General features: G+C 72.8%; 16 protein-coding genes. 8 read left to right on the top strand and 8 right to left on the bottom strand.

From position 1 onward, the window contains the following. Positions 1-157 precede the first annotated feature (157 nt). A complete protein-coding gene (locus IF06_RS0114045) occupies positions 158-574 on the bottom strand; it encodes a VOC family protein (RefSeq protein WP_030271444.1) in 417 nt (138 codons plus the stop codon). Further along, entirely contained in the window at positions 550-1,122 is a 573-nt protein-coding gene (locus tag IF06_RS0114040) for a cob(I)yrinic acid a,c-diamide adenosyltransferase (protein ID WP_013475364.1), read from the bottom strand. The genes IF06_RS0114045 and IF06_RS0114040 overlap by 25 nt, the downstream gene beginning before the upstream one ends. On the opposite strand from IF06_RS0114040, the gene murA reads away from it, so the two are divergent. Both murA and IF06_RS0114030 read left to right on the top strand, forming a co-directional pair. Next, positions 1,121-2,542: a UDP-N-acetylglucosamine 1-carboxyvinyltransferase gene (gene murA / locus IF06_RS0114035; protein ID WP_030271442.1), complete on the top strand. Its 1,422-nt coding sequence runs from the start codon at positions 1,121-1,123 to the stop codon at positions 2,540-2,542. The genes IF06_RS0114040 and murA overlap by 2 nt on opposite strands. A 69-nt stretch (positions 2,543-2,611) precedes the next feature. Beyond that, on the top strand, positions 2,612-3,460 hold the full coding sequence (locus IF06_RS0114030; RefSeq protein WP_030271441.1) for a 3-hydroxyacyl-CoA dehydrogenase family protein: 849 nt from the start codon (positions 2,612-2,614) through the stop codon (positions 3,458-3,460). 60 nt (positions 3,461-3,520) lie between these two features. On the opposite strand, the gene IF06_RS0114025 is transcribed toward IF06_RS0114030, so the two are convergent. The 3 genes from IF06_RS0114025 to IF06_RS0114015 form a co-directional block, all read right to left on the bottom strand. Beyond that, positions 3,521-4,330, bottom strand: coding sequence for an alpha/beta hydrolase (locus IF06_RS0114025; RefSeq protein WP_030271440.1), 810 nt, complete (start codon positions 4,328-4,330; stop codon positions 3,521-3,523). Between the two features lie 86 nt (positions 4,331-4,416). Then, positions 4,417-5,262, bottom strand: a complete 846-nt coding sequence (locus IF06_RS0114020) for an ABC transporter permease (protein WP_030271438.1) — start codon at positions 5,260-5,262, stop codon at positions 4,417-4,419. Next, positions 5,259-6,107 (bottom strand): ABC transporter ATP-binding protein, encoded by an 849-nt coding sequence (locus IF06_RS0114015; protein ID WP_030271436.1) that lies wholly within the window; start codon positions 6,105-6,107, stop codon positions 5,259-5,261. The genes IF06_RS0114020 and IF06_RS0114015 overlap by 4 nt, the downstream gene beginning before the upstream one ends. An 86-nt stretch (positions 6,108-6,193) precedes the next feature. Here IF06_RS0114015 and IF06_RS0114010 point away from each other — a divergent pair, with 86 nt between their 5' ends. The 4 genes from IF06_RS0114010 to IF06_RS0113995 all read left to right on the top strand — a co-directional run bounded on the left by IF06_RS0114010 (position 6,194) and on the right by IF06_RS0113995 (position 11,650). Beyond that, positions 6,194-6,718, top strand: a complete 525-nt coding sequence (locus tag IF06_RS0114010; protein WP_030271434.1) for a PadR family transcriptional regulator — start codon at positions 6,194-6,196, stop codon at positions 6,716-6,718. Then, positions 6,715-7,395, top strand: a complete 681-nt coding sequence (locus IF06_RS0114005) for an ABC transporter ATP-binding protein (protein ID WP_030271431.1) — start codon at positions 6,715-6,717, stop codon at positions 7,393-7,395. The genes IF06_RS0114010 and IF06_RS0114005 overlap by 4 nt, the downstream gene beginning before the upstream one ends. Further along, on the top strand, positions 7,392-9,545 hold the full coding sequence (locus tag IF06_RS0114000; protein WP_030271429.1) for an FtsX-like permease family protein: 2,154 nt from the start codon (positions 7,392-7,394) through the stop codon (positions 9,543-9,545). The genes IF06_RS0114005 and IF06_RS0114000 overlap by 4 nt, the downstream gene beginning before the upstream one ends. Before the next feature lie 101 nt (positions 9,546-9,646). Beyond that, complete coding sequence (locus tag IF06_RS0113995) at positions 9,647-11,650, top strand: protein meaA (RefSeq protein ID WP_030271427.1); 2,004 nt, start codon at positions 9,647-9,649, stop codon at positions 11,648-11,650. A 105-nt stretch (positions 11,651-11,755) separates the two neighbouring features. Here IF06_RS0113995 and IF06_RS0113990 read toward each other — a convergent pair whose 3' ends face one another. Then, on the bottom strand, positions 11,756-12,052 hold the full coding sequence (locus tag IF06_RS0113990) for a DUF1540 domain-containing protein (protein WP_013288237.1): 297 nt from the start codon (positions 12,050-12,052) through the stop codon (positions 11,756-11,758). Between the two features lie 59 nt (positions 12,053-12,111). Beyond that, positions 12,112-12,729, bottom strand: a complete 618-nt coding sequence (locus tag IF06_RS0113985) for a DUF4126 domain-containing protein (protein ID WP_013288236.1) — start codon at positions 12,727-12,729, stop codon at positions 12,112-12,114. A 71-nt stretch (positions 12,730-12,800) separates the two neighbouring features. Here IF06_RS0113985 and nucS point away from each other — a divergent pair, with 71 nt between their 5' ends. Continuing rightward, positions 12,801-13,460: an endonuclease NucS gene (gene nucS / locus IF06_RS0113980; RefSeq protein WP_030271426.1), complete on the top strand. Its 660-nt coding sequence runs from the start codon at positions 12,801-12,803 to the stop codon at positions 13,458-13,460. Positions 13,461-13,469: 9 nt separating this feature from the next. Here the strand turns inward: nucS and IF06_RS0113975 are convergent, their stop codons facing one another. Continuing rightward, the gene (locus IF06_RS0113975; protein WP_030271423.1) at positions 13,470-14,972 is read right to left on the bottom strand and encodes an aldehyde dehydrogenase family protein; all 1,503 of its coding nucleotides are present in this window, start codon (positions 14,970-14,972) and stop codon (positions 13,470-13,472) included. Between the two features lie 218 nt (positions 14,973-15,190). Here IF06_RS0113975 and IF06_RS0113970 point away from each other — a divergent pair, with 218 nt between their 5' ends. Beyond that, entirely contained in the window at positions 15,191-15,637 is a 447-nt protein-coding gene (locus IF06_RS0113970) for an FHA domain-containing protein (RefSeq protein ID WP_013288233.1), read from the top strand. The last annotated feature ends 176 nt before the right edge of the window (positions 15,638-15,813 follow it).

The raw sequence follows: 15,813 nt of genomic DNA, 5'->3' as shown, positions 1-15,813 counted from the left end.
AGGCCGCCCAGACCGTCCAGGTGTCGGCCTACCCGGACCACTACGCCCAGTGGGAGCAGCAGGCCGCCGACCTCGTCGCCCAGCACTGGAACAGCTAAGCGAACAAGCAAGACCAAGCTGAAGGCCGGCACCCCGAACCAACGGGGTGCCGGCCTTCTCACGTCTCCGCGACCAACTCGACCTCGTACCCCTGCCCGTCGGTGAGGTAGGCGGCGTAGCTGTCCGGGCCACCCGCGTGTGGGTGCCGGTCCGGGAACAGCAGCGTCCAGCCGTACTCTCCAGCGGCAGCGACCAGGCGTTCGACGGCGGCCGGCGGGCCGGCGTGGAAGGCCAGGTGGTTCAGGCCGGGCGCACGCCTGTCGTGGGTGCGGCCGGTGAGCGCCGGTGACGCCTCCAGCACGACGTATGTGGCGCCGAGCCGCCAGGAGCGGCCGGCGGGCCAGTCCTGGTACGGCGTCCAGCCCAGTTCGCCGAGAAGCCAGCCCCAGGAACGACTGGCCGCTGCCAGGTCGGGTACCCACACCTCCACGTGATGGAGGCCGCCGATGGTCAGCGCTTCCCGCCCGGCACCCATAGCACGTCGCCGTCCGGGTTTGCCGTTCTTGACAGGATAAAGAGCAAATCGGAGAGCCGGTTGAGATACTTTGCCGGGAGGGGACTGGTCCGATCGGGGTCGTGTGCGACCAGCGCCCATGCCGCACGCTCGGCGCGCCGGGCGGTCGTCCGTGCCACGTGCAGCAGTGCCGCGCCCGCGGTGCCGCCGGGGAGGATGAAGGAGTCGAGCTTGCTCAGGCGCGCGTTGTACTCGTCGCACCAGCCCTCGAGGCGCTCGACGTACTCCTCGGTCACCCGCAGCGGCGGGTACTTCGGGTCCGGCTCCACAGGCGTCGCCAGGTCCGCGCCGACGTCGAACATGTCGTTCTGCACGGATTCCAGCACGGCCCGCAGCTCGTCCGAGAGCTGCCCCAGGGCGAGCGCGACGCCGATCGAGGCGTTGCACTCGTCCACGTCCGCGTACGCGGCGATGCGCGGATCGGTCTTCGGCACCTGCTCGTTGTTGCTCAGCCTGGTCATGCCGGCGTCGCCGGCCTTGGTGTAGATGCGCGTGAGGTGGACGGCCATGACGCACAGCCTACGGATACCGGACCTGACCATCCCGGCCCGGCCGAGCCCGGTGGGGCCGGGGGACGCGGGAGATCCGGCGGTCAACGACGTCGACGTCATCCGGGTACGCGGTGACGCCCGGCTCGCCGGCACCGTGCACGTGGTGGGTGCGAAGAACTCCGCGCTGAAGCTGATGGCCGCCGCGCTGCTCGCGCCCGGCCGCAGCCTGATCACCAACGTGCCCCGGATCACCGACATCGCGATCATGGGCGAGGTGCTGCGGCGGCTCGGTTGCGGCGTACGTTTCGGGCCGGACGACCCGGTCGACCCGATGGTGGCCCACGGCGGTGTGGAGCGGTCCCGGTCGGTGCTCATCGACGTGCCGGAGCGGCCCGGCGCGGAAGCCGACTACGACCTGGTGCGGCGGCTGCGCGCGTCGATCTGCGTACTCGGCCCGCTGCTGGCCCGCCGGGGGTACGTCCGGGTGGCCCACCCGGGCGGCGACGCCATCGGCTCGCGCGGTCTGGACATGCACATCGCCGGGCTGGCCCGGATGGGCGCGGAGATCTCCGGTGAGCACGGCTTCGTCATCGCCGAGGCGCCGGGCGGGCTGCACGGCGCCGACATCGTGCTGGACTTCCCGAGCGTGGGCGCGACCGAGAACCTGGTCATGGCGGCGGTGCTGGCTCGGGGCGCCACGACGATCGACAACGCGGCCCGGGAGCCGGAGATCGTCGACATCTGCACGATGCTGAACCGGATGGGCGCGCGGATCGAGGGGGCCGGCACGTCGACGCTGCACATCGTCGGCGTACCCGAGCTGCGGCCGGTCCGGCACGCCACGGTGGGGGACCGGATCGTGGCCGGCACGTGGGCGTTCGCCGCCGCGATGACCCGCGGCGACGTGACGGTGACCGGCCTGGACCCGGCGTACCTGGAGGTCGCGCTGGACAAGCTGGTCGCGGCCGGCGGCCTGGTGGAGACGCGAGGCGACGCCTTCCGGGTACGCATGGACGACCGCCCGAGGGCGGTCGACGTGGTCACGCTGCCCTACCCGGGCTTCGCCACCGACCTGCTGCCGATGGCGATCGGGCTGGCGGCGGTCAGCGAGGGCGGCTCGCTGATCACCGAGAACATCTTCGACGGCCGGTTCATGTTCGCCAACGAGATGATGCGGCTGGGCGCGGAGATCCGTACCGACGGTCACCACGCCCTGGTGTGCGGCCGGGAGCGGCTGTCCGGCGCCCCGGTACGCGCCACCGACATCCGGGCCGGTGCCGGCCTGATCATCGCCGGGCTCTGCGCTGACGGCCTCACCGAGGTTTCGCACGTGCACCACGTCGACCGGGGCTATCCGGACTTCGTGGCCGACCTGCGGGCGCTCGGCGTCGAGGTGGAGCGCGGCACCGCGCCGGAGGAGCCGGACCTGGCCATCTGACGGCCGGGGCTTATCCCTCGTTAAGTAGGGTTCTCCCAGACGTTGCAGAACACGGCGAGGGAGAAGCAGATGGCGGGTCGACTCGCGGTCGTCGGTGCCGGGCTGATGGGCTCGGGCATCGCCCAGGTGGCGGCGCAGGCGGGCTGGCAGGTGACGCTGCGCGACATCGACGACGCGGCCACGAAGCGCGGTGTGGACGGCATCCGGAAGTCGCTGACGAAGCTCGCCGAGAAGGGCAAGATCGAGGCGTCCGACGTCGAGGCGACGCTGGGCCGGATCACCCCGACCACCGACCTGGAGGCCGCCGCCGACGCGGACATCGTGGTCGAGGCGGTCTTCGAGAAGATCGAGATCAAGCACGAGGTGTTCCGCGCACTCGACAAGATCTGCAAGGCGGACGCGGTGCTCGCCACCAACACGTCGGCCATCCCGGTGACCCAGATCGCCACCGCCACCGAGCGCCCGGAGTCGGTCGTCGGTACGCACTTCTTCTCGCCGGTGCCGATGATGAAGCTCTGCGAGCTGGTACGCGGCTACAAGACCAGCGACGCGACCATGGAGACGGTCAAGTCGTTCGCCGAGGAGATCGGCAAGACCGTCGTGGTGGTCAACCGGGACATCGCCGGTTTCGTCACCACCCGGCTGATCTGCGCGCTGGCGATGGAGGCGGTCAAGCTCGTCGAGTCCGGCGTGATCTCCGCCGAGGACCTGGACACCGCCTGCAAGCTGGGCTTCGGTCACGCCATGGGCCCGCTCGCCACGGTTGACCTGACCGGCGTGGACGTGCTGCTCAACGCCACCCGCAACATCTACACCGACACCGCCGACGAGAAGTTCTTCCCGCCGGAGCTGCTCCAGCGCATGGCCACCGCCGGCGACCTGGGCCGCAAGACCGGCCAGGGCTTCTACTCGTACTGACCGGCCCGTCGTTCCGCCCCCGGCCCGCGCGGCCGGGGGCGGTTCACGTGCGGGGGCGGTTCACGTCCGGGGCGGGTTGAGCGCGGCGCCGATCAGCGCGAACGCGTCCGGGATGACTGTGCCCCAGTAGCCGAAGTTGTGCCGCCCGTCGGCCCAGGCTGCGCGTACCGGCTCCTCGGGCAGCGCCCGGGCCAGCGCGCGCACGTCCTTCAGGAAATTGTCCTGCCGCCCGCACCAGAGCCCGACCGGGGTGCCGCGCAGCTTCTCCACGCCGGTGAAGACCGCGTCGCCGGCGCTGACCGCGGGGGAGAAGGCCGCGGTCATCCGCAGCCACTTCGGGTACGTCTCGGCGAGCAGCAACGCGCCGAAGCCGCCCATCGACCAGCCCCACACGGCCAGCCGGCTGCTGTCGAACCCGCGCCGGGCGCACCAGGTGGGCACCTCCTCGCGCACCATCCGCTGCGGGTCGTCGTCACCGGCGGCGCGCCAGGACAGCCGCCCGCCGGTGGCGCCCGCGAGCGCGAACGGCGGGGCGCCGCGGCGTACCGCGTCGGTGAGGAAGCGGGCCAGCCCGAACCGGCCGTAGTCGCGCGGGGTGGCCGACGCACCGTGCAGCACCAGGCAGACGGGCAGGCCGCGGCCGTCGCCGTACCCCTCGGGCACGGCCGTCCAGAAGTCCACCTCGCGGCCGCGCGCGCCGGACGCGATGCGGATGAGCCGTTCGTCGCCGGCCGGCGCGTCCGGCAGGGCCGGTGCCGGTCCCGGGCGAGGGCCGGAGAGCTGCCGGGCGGCGAGGCCGCCGACCACCGCGGCGCCGGCCACGCCGGCGGCGGCGCCGAGCAGGGTACGCCGGGTCAGCGTCGATGCCATGCCGGCGAGTGTGGCACCGCGAGGCGCGCGTTAAGAAGGGGCCCTTCCTCTACCGCAGGCGTTAAGAGGGGGCCCTTCCTTACACCTCAGCCGTCGCGCTTGGTGGTCCAGCGGAACGTGGTCAGGCAGAGCACCAGGCCGATGACGCACCACGCGCCCAGCACCAGCGCGACGGTGCCCAGCTCGAACGAGCCGCCCGGCTCCCGGGCGCCGAAGCTGTCCGGCAGGAAGACCGACCGCAGTCCCTGGCACATCCACTTGAGCGGGAAGATCGCCGCGACCTGCTGCATCCAGGTGGGCAGGCTGGTGAAGACGAAGAACACGCCGGAGATGAACTGGAGCACCAGCGCGACCGGGGTGACCACGGCCGAGCCGCTGCGCGCGGTACGGGCCAGCGACGAGATGGCGATGCCGCAGAGCGTGCACGCGGTGACGCCGAGGACGGAGACCCAGGCGAACGTCAGCCACTTGGCGGTGGTCTGCGGCAGGTCCAGGTCGAACATCGCCACCGAGACGGCGAGCAGCAGCACGGTCTCGGCGATGCCGATGACCACCACCATGATCACCTTGCCGGCGAACCAGACCCATTTCGGCATCGGCGTGCCGCGGTAGCGCTTGAGCACGCCGCGGTCCCGCTCGATCGGGATCCAGATGCCGAGGTTCTGAAAGCTCACGGTCATCAGGCCGGTCGCGATCATGCCGGTGATGAAGTACTGGGTGTAGCTGACCCGGGGGGCGATCTCGTCGCTGAAGATCGCCGCGAAGATCAGGATCATGATGATCGGGAAGCCCATCGTGAACACGACGGACTCCCGGCTGCGCAGGAACTGGATGATCTCCAGTCGCCCCTGACGCAGTGCCAGCGCGCCCGCCCCGGACCGCCGGGCGGAGGTGGCGGCGACCGGGGCCGCCGGCTTCGTCGTGGTGGTCATGAGTGTCCGATCATCCGCAGGTAGACGTCTTCCAGGGTCGGCCGGGTCACCGTCAGGCCGGGCACCTCGCCGCCGAAGCGCGCGGCCAGGTCGGCCACCAGCGCCGTCGGCGTCGCGGTCTCCGCCGAGGCCGGCGTCCCGTCGGGGGTACGCCAGGAGACCGTCGCGAGCGACTCCTGCCGGTTGCCCAGCGCGTTCGGCGGGGCGACCTCGATCACCCGACCGGCGGCGATCACGCCGACCCGGTCGGCGAGCGCCTCGGCCTCGTCCAGGTAGTGGGTGGTGAGCACGATCGTGGTGCCCGCGGCGGACAGGTCCCGGATCAGCTCCCAGAACTCGCGCCGGGCCTCCGGGTCGAAGCCGGTGGTCGGCTCGTCGAGGAAGAGCAGCTCGGGGCGGCCGATGATGCCCAGCGCCACGTCGAGGCGGCGCTTCTGCCCGCCGGAGAGCGTGTGCGTACGCGCCTTGGCCTTGGCCCCCAGCCCGACCCGCTCGACCACCTTGTCCGGGTCGTCGGCGTCGGGGTAGAAGCCGGAGAAGTGGCGGACCACCTCGCCGACTGTGAGCTCGTCGAACTCGCCGGTGCCCTGGAGCACGATGCCGACGCGGGAGCGCCAGCCGGCGTCGGGGTGGGCGGGGTCGGCGCCGAGGACGCGTACCTCGCCGGCGTCGCGCTGCCGGTGGCCCTCCAGGATCTCGACCGTGGTGGTCTTGCCGGCGCCGTTGGGGCCGAGCAGAGCGAACACCTCGCCCCGGCGGACGTCCAGGTCCACCGACGCGACCGCGACGTTGTCGCCGTACGCCTTGCGCAGCCCTCGCACGGAAATCGCGAGCTCGTTCTCCATGACGTCAAGTGTGCGTCGTGCGGTCGCCCGTTCCACTGCCGGGTCAGCTATATACGCGGGGTATACACTCGGTGTAGTCTCTGGTCATGACGGTTCCCCTGACCCTGCTCGGGCTGCTCGAACGCGAACCGAGCCACGGCTACGACCTCAAGCGCGACTACGACACCTTCTTCGGGCGCGGCAAGCCGCTGCCGTACGGGCAGGTCTACTCGACGCTGAGCCGGCTGGCCCGCGACGGCAAGGTGGTGGTCGGGGACGTCGCTCCCGGCGCCGGGCCGGACCGCAAGCGCTACGTCATCACCGACCGGGGCGCCACCGAGGTCGAGCACTGGCTGACCGAGCCGGTCGAGCCGGAACCGCACCTCCAGACCCTGTTGTTCACCAAGGTCGTGCTCGCGCTGATGCTCGACCGCCCGGCCGAGGAGTACCTGGACACCCAGCGCGCCGCCCACCTGCGCCGGATGCGCGAACTCACCGAGATCAAACGCAGCGGCGAACTCGTCGACGTGATGCTCGCCGACCACGGCCTCTACCACCTGGAGGCGGACCTGCGGTGGATCGAGACGACAGGCGCCCGGCTGGACGCCCTGAGAAAGGCGGTTCGGTCATGAGCCCGATGATCGAGGCCCGGGACGTCACGTACGCGTTCGGCGAGACACCCGCCCTGCGCGGCGCGAGCCTCGCCGTGTCGGCCGGTGAGGTCGTCGCCGTGATGGGACCGAGCGGCTCCGGCAAGTCGACGCTGCTGCACTGCCTGGCCGGCATCCTGCGCCCCGACTCCGGCGAGGTCCGGTTCGACGGCACCCGGATCGACACCCTCGGCGAGGCCGACCGCAGCACGCTGCGCCGCGACAGCTTCGGCTTCGTCTTCCAGTTCGGGCAGCTCGTGCCGGAACTCACCGCGGCGGAGAACGTGGCGTTGCCACTGCTGCTGCGCGGCGTCCGCCGCACTCCGGCGCTGCGCGCCGCCCGGGGCTGGTTCGAGCGGCTCGGCCTGGCCGGCCTGGAGCACCGCCGGTCCGGCGAACTGTCCGGCGGGCAGGCCCAGCGGGTCGCGCTGGCCCGCGGTCTGGTCGCCGAGCCCCGTGTGCTGTTCGCCGACGAGCCCACCGGCGCGCTCGACTCGCTCACCGGCGAGGAGGTGATGACGCTGCTCGTGGACGCCGCCCGCGAGCGTGGCACCACTGTCGTCCTGGTGACGCACGAGGCGCGCATCGCCGCGTACGCCGACCGCGAGGTCATGGTGCGCGACGGCCGGGTCAACGCCCCCGCCGGGGTCGTCTCGTGATCGGGCTCGCGCTCCGGCTCGCCGTCGCCGGTGGGCGGGAGGCGCTGGTCCGGCTGGTCGCCATCGCCGCCGCCGTCGCTGTGGGCACCGGGCTGCTGCTCACCACGCTCGCCGGTGTGCACGCCGCCGACGCCCAGCTCACGCGCTACGCGTCGATGTACCCGCAGGAGACGGCCGACGGGGCCGCCGACCCGCTGCTGTGGTCCACCCGGACCGACTACTTCCGGGGCGACCAGATCATCCGCGTCGACGTCGCCGCGACCGGCCCGGACGCGCCCACGCCGGTCGGTGTTCCCCGAGCCCCGGGGCCTGGGGAGTTCTACGCCTCCCCGGCGTTGCGGAAGCTGCTGGCGACCGTCCCCGCCGACCAGCTCGCCGACCGCTATCCGGGCCGGGACCTCGGCGCCGTCGGGCCGGCGGCGCTCACCTCGCCGGACACCCTGCTCGTCCTGGTCGGCGGCACTCCGGAGCAGGTGGGCGGGCTCGACCAGGTCCGGAAGGTCACCCGGCTCGACGGCAACAGCGCTCCGCTGCCCGGGGCCGCGGTCGACCTCATCCTCGGCGTGGTGGCGGGCGGCCTGCTGTTCCCCGTACTCGTCTTCATCGGCACGGCGACCCGGCTCGGCGCCGCCCGCCGGGAGCAGCGGTTCGCCGCCATGCGGCTGGTCGGTGCCACGCCCCGGCAGATCTCGGCCATCGCGGCCGTCGAGGCCGCGCTCGCGGCGGCGGCCGGCGCGGCGGTCGGCTTCGCGATGTTCTTCGCGCTCCGCGGGCAGCTCGCCGGCATCCCGTTCACCGGCATGCCGTTCTTCCCGGAAGACATGGCCGTCGGGGCGCCGGAGGCCCTCGTGGTGGCGGTGGGCGTGCCGGCGGGCGCGGCGGCTGCGGCCTGGATCGCGCTGCGCCGGGTCCGGATCTCCCCGCTCGGCGTCACCCGCCGGGTCACGCCCCGGCCGCCCCGTGCATACCGGCTGATCCCGCTCGCGCTCGGCCTGGCCGGGCTGGGCTTCGCCCTGGTGTACCGGCCGCCCACCTCGGACGGTCAGACCGCGCTGTTCCTGCCCGCGCTGTTGCTGGTCATGGTCGGGCTGATCGCGGCCGGGCCGTGGCTGACCATGGTCGGCGCCCGGGCGATGGCCGCTCGCGCCGGCCGGCCCGCCGCGCTCATCGCCGCGCGCCGGCTCGCCGACAACCCGGCCGCCGGGTTCCGCGCGGTGGGCGGGGTGATGCTCGCGCTGTTCGTCACGACGGTGGCGGTCGGGGTGATGGGGACGATCACGTACGAGCGCGGTCCCGCACCCCGGGGTTCCCTGGAGGCCGGCCGGCTGTCGATGGTGCTGACGGACGACCCGCCGGTACCCGGCACGCTGCCGGCCGACCTGGCGGCGATTCCCGGCGTCCGCAACCCGGTGCTCGTGCGGGAGAACCCGGTACGCGAGAACGGCCGCGACTTCGGCGTGATCGCCTGCGCGGACATCCCGCCCGCCTACGGACGGTGCGCTCCGGGGGCGAGCGTCGCCGAGGTGCCGCCGGACCTGATCCCCTGGCGGGGGTCCGCCTCGGCCGACCGGATCTGGCCGTCGTCCCCGGTGGACCCGGCGGCCCTCGCGGGGCTCCCGGCGGGCTCGGTGGCGGTCGAGGCGGCGGACCCGGTCGCTGTGGAGCGGGCCCGGACGGTCCTCGAAGCGGCGTTCCCCGCCTTCTTCGTGGCGCCGAACGTGCCAGGCGACTTCGAGGCCGACTTCGCCGACACCATGCGGGGCTGGCAGCGGCTGGCCGACATCGTCGTGGTGGCCGGTCTCGTGCTCGCCGGATGCAGCCTGGCCGTCGCAGTGGCGGCCGGCCTCAGTGAACGGAAGCGGCCGTTCAGCCTGCTCCGGCTCAGCGGCGCCCCGGTACGGCTGCTGCGCCGGGTGGTGGCAGTGGAGAGCGTGGTGCCGCTGCTGACCGTCGCCGTGGTCGCGGTCGGGATGGGACTGGTCGCCGCGCAGTTGTTCCTGCGCGCGCAGATGCAGTACGACCTGCGCCTGCCGGGGATCGGGTTCGCCGCGGTGACGGCCCTCGGCGTCCTGGGCTGCCTCGCGGTCGTCGCCGCCACCCTGCCGCTGCTGGAACGGATCACCGGCCCGGAGACCGCCCGCAGCGAATGACCCGTACGGTGGGCCGGCCGCCCGCCGGCCCACCGGTGCGGGCATCGGGTTGTGTGGTTTTCCACACTCCCTTTTACTGAACGGTAACTTAAACTCCGGCCATGGACGACGCGATGCCGGGACGGCTGCCCGAGCGGGACCGCCCGTGGGTGATGCGCACGTACGCCGGGCACTCCTCCGCCGCGGCCACCAACGCGCTCTTCCGCCGCAACCTGGCGAAGGGGCAGACCGGCCTGTCGGTCGCCTTCGACCTGCCCACCCAGACCGGGTACGACCCGGACCACGAGCTGGCCGCCGGCGAGGTGGGCCGGGTCGGCGTGCCGGTGGCGCACCTGGGTGACATGCGGGCGCTGTTCGAGGGCATCCCGCTGGCCGAGATGAACACCTCGATGACCATCAACGCCCCGGCGATGTGGCTGCTCGGCCTCTACGGCACCGTCGCCGCCGAGCAGGGCGCGGAGCTGAGCCGCTGCGCCGGCACCACGCAGAACGACATCATCAAGGAGTACCTGTCCCGGGGGACGTACATCTTCCCGCCGGCGGCCTCGCTGCGGCTGACCGCCGACGTGATCGCGTACACGCTGCGCGAGATGCCCCGGTGGAACCCGGTGAACATCTGCTCGTACCACCTCCAGGAGGCCGGCGCGACGCCGGTGCAGGAGGTCGGCTTCGCGCTGGCCACCGCCGTCGCCGTGCTGGACACCGTGCGCGACTCCGGTCAGGTGCCGCCCGAGCGGATGGGCGACGTCGTCCAGCGGATCTCGTTCTTCGTCAACGCCGGGGTGCGCTTCGTCGAGGAGATCGCCAAGATGCGCGCGTTCGGCGCGCTCTGGGACGAGATCACCCGCGACCGCTACGGCGTGGAGAACCCGAAGCAGCGCCGGTTCCGCTACGGCGTCCAGGTCAACTCGCTGGGCCTGACCGAGGCGCAGCCGGAGAACAACATCCAGCGGATCGTGCTGGAGATGCTCGGCGTCACGCTGTCCCGCGACGCCCGTGCCCGCGCGGTGCAGCTGCCCGCCTGGAACGAGGCGCTGGGCCTGCCCCGCCCGTGGGACCAGCAGTGGTCGCTGCGCATGCAGCAGGTGCTGGCGTACGAGTCGGACCTGCTGGAGTATCCGGACCTGTTCGCCGGCTCACACGTGATGACCGCGCTGGTCGACGAGATCGTCTCCGGTGCCCGGGTCGAGCTGGAGAAGGTGCTGGAGATGGGCGGCGTGGTCACCGCCGTCGAGTCCGGCTACCTCAAGAGCGCGCTGGTGGCCTCGCTCGCCGACCGGCGCCGCCGGATGGAGTCCGGCTCGGACGTGGTGGTCGGCGTCAACCGGTTCACCGAGACCGAGCCGTCGCCGCTCACAGCGGCCGGCGCGGAGGCGATCGAGCAGGTGGACCCGGCCGTCGAGGAGGCGGCCACCGACGGCGTACGCCGGTGGCGGGCCGACCGGGACGCGGCGGCGGTCGAGGCGGCGCTGGACCGGCTGCGCGCCGATGCCGCCACCACGGCGAACCTGATGCCGGCGACGCTCGGATGTGTCAGGGCCGGTGTCACCACCGGCGAGTGGGCGGGCGCGCTGCGCCAGGTGTACGGCGAGTACCGCGCGCCGACCGGACTGGCCGGGGCGGTCGGGACAGCCGGTGACGCGACCCTCGCCGGGGTGCGGGAGCGGGTCGTTGCGACCGCCCGGGAGCTGGGCAGCGGGCGGCTGCGGCTGCTGGTCGGCAAGCCGGGGCTGGACGGGCACTCCAACGGCGCGGAGCAGATCGCGGTACGCGCCCGCGACGCCGGCTTCGAGGTGGTCTACCAGGGCATCCGCCTGACCGCCGGGCAGATCGTGGCGGCGGCGGTGGAGGAGGACGTCGACCTGGTCGGCCTCTCCGTGCTCTCCGGCTCGCACCTGGCCGCCGTGCCGGCGGTGCTGGACGGGCTGCGCGCGGCCGGGCGGGGCGACCTGCCGGTGGTGGTGGGCGGGATCATCCCGGCCGCCGACGCCGAGGCGCTGCGGGCCGCCGGGGTGGCCCGGGTGTTCACGCCGAAGGACTTCGCGCTCACCGGCATCATCGACGATCTGGTCACAGTGATCCGCGAGGCGAACACCCTGTCGTGAAAGGAAGGGCCCCTTATTAACGCCTCCGGTAGGCAAGGGGCCCCTTCTTAACAACCGCGCGCGAAAGCGGCGCCCGCAAGCAGGCGCTGCATCCGCGCGGGCGGGTCAGCGGCTCTCGTAGGTCATGCAGTCGGCCATGTCCATGTCGGGGCCGACGGTGATGGCCGGGGCGTGACACTCCAGGTCGGCGTTGTGCCGGCAGTCGGCGCGCGAGCACGCGCCCACCTGCGCGACCAACTGGTCGAGGCCGCCGCGCACCGGCATCTCCACGAACGTGTGGCAGTGCGCGTGGTCGCTGCTGCCGATCGTGATGGCGAACGCGTGGCAGTCGTTCGTGTGGTTGTAGGCGCAGGACCGGACGGCGCACTCCTGGACCCGGGGCATCTCCAACGACGCGGTCATCTCCCGTACCTCCTTGGGTGTCTTGCCCAGATTTTAGAGGTTTCGGGAGTCGGTGCGGGTCAGACGCGGAAGCCGGCCGCGCGGGCGGCGGCGCGCTCGCGGCGCCGCTCCCGGCGGCGGCGGAACAGCCACGGTACGAAGAACACCAGGGCGACCAGGAACACCAGCACCAGCACCGGCAGCAGCAGCGCCACCACCGACATGACCACGCTCGTCGCGTCCTCGGCGGTGCTGGCCACCGGCGCGCCCACCCCGGCCGTGGTCGCGTTGATGACCGGCCGGGCGGCGGCCTTGAGCAGGTGTACGCCGAGCGCGATCAGCACGCCGACCACCACCGGCACCCACTGATGGGTGGAGAAGAACGTGTCCGGGTCGCTCACGGTGACCGTCTCCGAGCCGGCGCCCGCGCCGAACGCGAGCCCGCCCGCGGTCGGCCGGACCACCGTCTGCACCACGTCGTTGACGTGGTCGACCACTGGCACCTTGTCGGCCACCACCTCGACCGCGAGCAGCACGGCGAGGATCAGCACCACCCAGCCGTTGCCGAGCCACTGCCAGCCGCTCGGCAGCTCGACCAGATCGGTGTAGCGGGACAGCAGCCCCATCAGCAGCAGCGGGATGTAGGCGTTCAGGCCCGCCGAGGCGGCCAGGCCGGAACCGGTGAGGACTTCGAGCACGATCTCAATATGGCACCGGTACGCCAGTGGCGCTCGTCGGCGTCCGCCGGGGCCTCGGCTACCCTCGGCGGGTGCGGTTGGTGATTGCGAAGTGCTCGGTGGACTATGTCGGACGGCTCTCGGCCCACCTGCCCCCGGCTACCCGGTTGCTCATGGTGAAGGCGGACGGGTCGGTGTCGATCCATGCGGACGACCGGGCCTACAAGCCGTTGAACTGGATGAGCCCGCCCTGCCGGCTGGAGGAGGCGCCCGGCGTCTGGCGGGTGGTGAACAAGGCCGGCGAGGAGCTGCGCATCACGCTGGAGGAGATCTTCCAGGACACCTCGTACGAGCTGGGCGTGGACCCGGGCCTGCGCAAGGACGGCGTCGAGGCGCACCTCCAGGAGCTGCTCGCCGCGAACCCGGCGACGCTGGGGGAGGGGTACACGCTGGTCCGGCGCGAGTACATGACCGCGATCGGGCCGGTCGACCTGCTCTGCCGGGACGCGGTCGGCGGCGCGGTGGCGGTGGAGGTGAAGCGGCGCGGCGAGATCGACGGCGTGGAGCAGCTCACCCGCTACCTGGAGCTGATGAACCGCGATCCGCTGCTCGCGCCGGTGGCCGGCGTGTTCGCCGCGCAGGAGATCAAGCCGCAGGCGCGGGTGCTCGCCACCGACCGGGGGATCCGGTGCGTGGTGGTCGACTACGACAAGCTGCGCGGCATCGAGCGCGACGAGCTGACGCTGTTCTGAGGCGCCGCCTCAGCGGCCCCGGCCGTACATCAGCTTGGCGATCTTGACCAGGCGGGCGACGTCGGCCGGGGTGCGCTCGAACGTCATCGCCGGCAGCAGCGACCGGGCCCGGCGGCGGGTGACCGACTTGGGCCGGCCGAACTCGCGCAGCCCCTCCTCGCCGTGGATGCGGCCGAAGCCGGACTCGCCGGTGCCGCCGAACGGCAGCGTCGACATCCCGGCGAACGTCAGCGCCGAGTTGACCGAGGCCATCCCGGAGCGCAGCCGCCGCGCCACCGCCACCGCCCGCGCCCGGCCGAAGACCGAACCCCCGAGCCCGTACGGCAGCGCGTTGGCCCGCTCGACCGCCTCGTCCACGTCGCGGACGCGGTTGACCACGAGCGTCGGGCCGAACGTCTCCTCCTTCACGGCGGCCGAGTCCTCCGGCACGTCGACGAGCACCGTCGGGTGCACGTACGGCGGCTGGACCGCCTCCGGGCCGCCGAGCACGGCCCGGCCGCCCCGGCTGAGCGCGTCGTCGATGTGCCGGCGGATGATGTCGATCTGCGACGGCATGGTGATCGGGCCGAGGTCGGACCCGTCGGCGCCCACAGTGAGCCGCCCGGCCTTCGCCACCACCTTCTCCACGAAGGTGTCGAAGACCTGGTCGACCGCGTAGACCCGCTCGATGCCGATGCACGTCTGGCCGGCGTTGGTGAGCCCGCCCCACACGCACGCCTCCGCCGCGGCGTCCAGGTCGGCGTCCGTGTCCACGATCATCGCGTCCTTGCCGCCGGCCTCCAGCAGCACCGGCGTGAGCGACTCGGCGCAGGCGGCCATCACCCGCTTCGCGGTGGCGGTCGAGCCGGTGAACGCGACCTTGCCGACCCCGGAGCGGCACAGCGCGGCACCGACCGCGCCGAAACCGTGCACCGCCTGGAACACCGGCTGCTCCGGCACCACCTCGGCGAACCGGTCGACCAGCCACTGACCGACCGCCGGGGTGTACTCGCTCGGCTTGAACACCACGGCGTTGCCGGCCGCGAGCGCGTACGCGGCGGAGCCGATCGGCGTGAAGACCGGGTAGTTCCACGGGCCGATGACGCCGACCACGCCGTACGGCTGGTATTCGAGGTGACCGGTGAACTCGGCGAGGATCAGGCGGGAGCGGACCCGGCGCGGCCCGAGCACCCGCTGAGCGTTGCGGGCCGCCCAGTCGATGTGCTCCAGCGCGGTGAGGATCTCCACCACGGCGTCACCGACCGGCTTGCCGCCCTCGGTGTGCATCAGGTCGGCCAGCTCCTCGATCCGCCGGGCGAGCACGCCGCGCCAGCGCTGGAGGCGGTCCCGCCGGCCGGCGAAGCCGAGCCCGGCCCACCAGTCGCCGGCCGCCCGGGCGCGGTCGACAGCGGCACGCACGTCCGCCTCGTCGGCCAGCGGGAATCTGCCTGCCTCGGCGCCGGTGGCCGGGCTGGTCGAGACCAATAGACCCTCGGAGATGAGCGGGGCGCCCGGCACGTGTACAGCGGTCATGGCCGAAGTCTAGACCCGAGGATTACTCGCCGGTAGGTGTCGAACGCGCCGTACGCTGCGCCGACGATCAGCCGTCGCATCGACGGAAGTGCCGTCCGAAACGGCGAACGGGAGATGACCGGCCGGGGTCGCGGGGGTGACCGCGCGGTGGTGCAAGCCACTACGGTGAGGTGGCAGGCTGACGCCGCGGGGCGATGTGGGGTGGAGGTCGACTGTCCATGGAGGAGCATCCTGAGCTGATGCCGTTGTTGACGGTGTCGGGCGGGGCGATGCGGGGGCTCACGTTCCGGGTCGGCCAGGACGCGCAGGTGATCGGCCGTGCGCCGACCGCCGACATCGTGCTCGCCGACCCGCACCTGAGCCGGCGGCACGCCACCGTCCGGGCCACCCCGGAGGGGGTGATGCTCACCGACCTCGGCTCGACCAACGGCACCTGGCTCAACGACACCCGGGTCACCGGCAGCGTGGCGATCGCCGACGGCGACGTGGTCCGGCTGGGCCGCACCGACCTGCGCCTCTACGACCCGGGCGTGGCCCGGACCGACCCGGTCGGGATGAGCTTCGGCGCGCTGCGCCGCGACCAGCGTCCCACCCTGCCGCTGCCCGTCCCCGGGCCGCGCCAGCCGATCGAGGCGCGCGAGGCGCAGCCGGCCGACGTCAGCTAGACCTCCGGGCATCCGCCGGGCCCTCGGGGCCGCTGATGGGTTGGGCTCCCAGGCCCGGTCGATGCCGCCGGTGCGGGCGAGCCCGGTCGATCATGAAGTTGGCGGCGTTCTGCGTCCGATATGTCGCCGTCAACCTCATGATCGACGCGGTGAGGGGGCGGGGTGGTCCGGCGCCC

This window comes from Micromonospora globosa, from assembly GCF_000717585.1.
Classification (GTDB): Bacteria; Actinomycetota; Actinomycetes; order Mycobacteriales; family Micromonosporaceae; genus Micromonospora; species Micromonospora aurantiaca.
The sequence above is the reverse complement of the archived record's forward strand: the minus strand, read 5'-3'. Positions and strand labels throughout refer to the sequence as shown.

Excerpts from the sequence above, each read along its gene's own strand:
- IF06_RS0114040 (WP_013475364.1), bottom strand. The coding sequence starts at position 1,122 with ATGGCCGTCCACCTCACGCGCATCTACACCAAGGCCGGCGACGCCGGC.
- IF06_RS0114020 (WP_030271438.1), bottom strand. The coding sequence starts at position 5,262 with ATGACCACCACGACGAAGCCGGCGGCCCCGGTCGCCGCCACCTCCGCC.
- IF06_RS0113995 (WP_030271427.1), top strand. The coding sequence starts at position 9,647 with ATGGACGACGCGATGCCGGGACGGCTGCCCGAGCGGGACCGCCCGTGG.
- IF06_RS0113975 (WP_030271423.1), bottom strand. The coding sequence starts at position 14,972 with ATGACCGCTGTACACGTGCCGGGCGCCCCGCTCATCTCCGAGGGTCTA.
- IF06_RS0113970 (WP_013288233.1), top strand. The coding sequence starts at position 15,191 with ATGGAGGAGCATCCTGAGCTGATGCCGTTGTTGACGGTGTCGGGCGGG.
- IF06_RS0114005 (WP_030271431.1), top strand. The coding sequence starts at position 6,715 with ATGAGCCCGATGATCGAGGCCCGGGACGTCACGTACGCGTTCGGCGAG.
- murA (WP_030271442.1), top strand. The coding sequence starts at position 1,121 with ATGACGCACAGCCTACGGATACCGGACCTGACCATCCCGGCCCGGCCG.
- IF06_RS0114030 (WP_030271441.1), top strand. The coding sequence starts at position 2,612 with ATGGCGGGTCGACTCGCGGTCGTCGGTGCCGGGCTGATGGGCTCGGGC.
- IF06_RS0114015 (WP_030271436.1), bottom strand. The coding sequence starts at position 6,107 with ATGGAGAACGAGCTCGCGATTTCCGTGCGAGGGCTGCGCAAGGCGTAC.
- IF06_RS0114010 (WP_030271434.1), top strand. The coding sequence starts at position 6,194 with ATGACGGTTCCCCTGACCCTGCTCGGGCTGCTCGAACGCGAACCGAGC.
- IF06_RS0113990 (WP_013288237.1), bottom strand. The coding sequence starts at position 12,052 with ATGACCGCGTCGTTGGAGATGCCCCGGGTCCAGGAGTGCGCCGTCCGG.
- IF06_RS0114045 (WP_030271444.1), bottom strand. The coding sequence starts at position 574 with ATGGGTGCCGGGCGGGAAGCGCTGACCATCGGCGGCCTCCATCACGTG.
- IF06_RS0114025 (WP_030271440.1), bottom strand. The coding sequence starts at position 4,330 with ATGGCATCGACGCTGACCCGGCGTACCCTGCTCGGCGCCGCCGCCGGC.